Below are 321 nucleotides of genomic sequence, written 5' to 3'. Positions count from 1 at the left end.
GCCAGATGCGGCTGAGGCTGAAGGCGGATCCCGACGCCTATCCGTTGATCATCGAAACCGACGGCAATGCCGGCATCGTCAAGGGCGCCGCGGTCTATTCCGGCCAGCTCAAGATCTCCGGCGCCGACCGGAATTCGGCCGAGCTGCGCGGCAATGACGGCGAGCCGGTCAAGATTAGCACCGGCAAGCCCGATCCGGGTTTTCGGCTGAACGGCAAGTTCGCGCTCGACCACCAAAAACCCAATGTCGACGAGTTCCGCTTCGAAACCGGGCCGCTCGACAACCCTTATACAGCCGACGGCAAGGCTTCGGTCGATCTCG

1 protein-coding gene is annotated in these 321 nt (G+C 62.9%); it reads left to right on the top strand.

All coding sequences use genetic code 11. The features are described 5' to 3' along the window. Positions 1–321, top strand: a 321-nt coding sequence (locus EN786_RS36795) for a hypothetical protein (RefSeq protein ID WP_135910144.1), incomplete at both ends; no start/stop codon positions are given.

The sequence above is a fragment of the Mesorhizobium sp. M4B.F.Ca.ET.143.01.1.1 genome (assembly GCF_004792275.1).
GTDB classification, from domain to species: domain Bacteria; phylum Pseudomonadota; class Alphaproteobacteria; order Rhizobiales; family Rhizobiaceae; genus Mesorhizobium; species Mesorhizobium abyssinicae.
The sequence above is the reverse complement of the archived record's forward strand: the minus strand, read 5'-3'. Positions and strand labels throughout refer to the sequence as shown.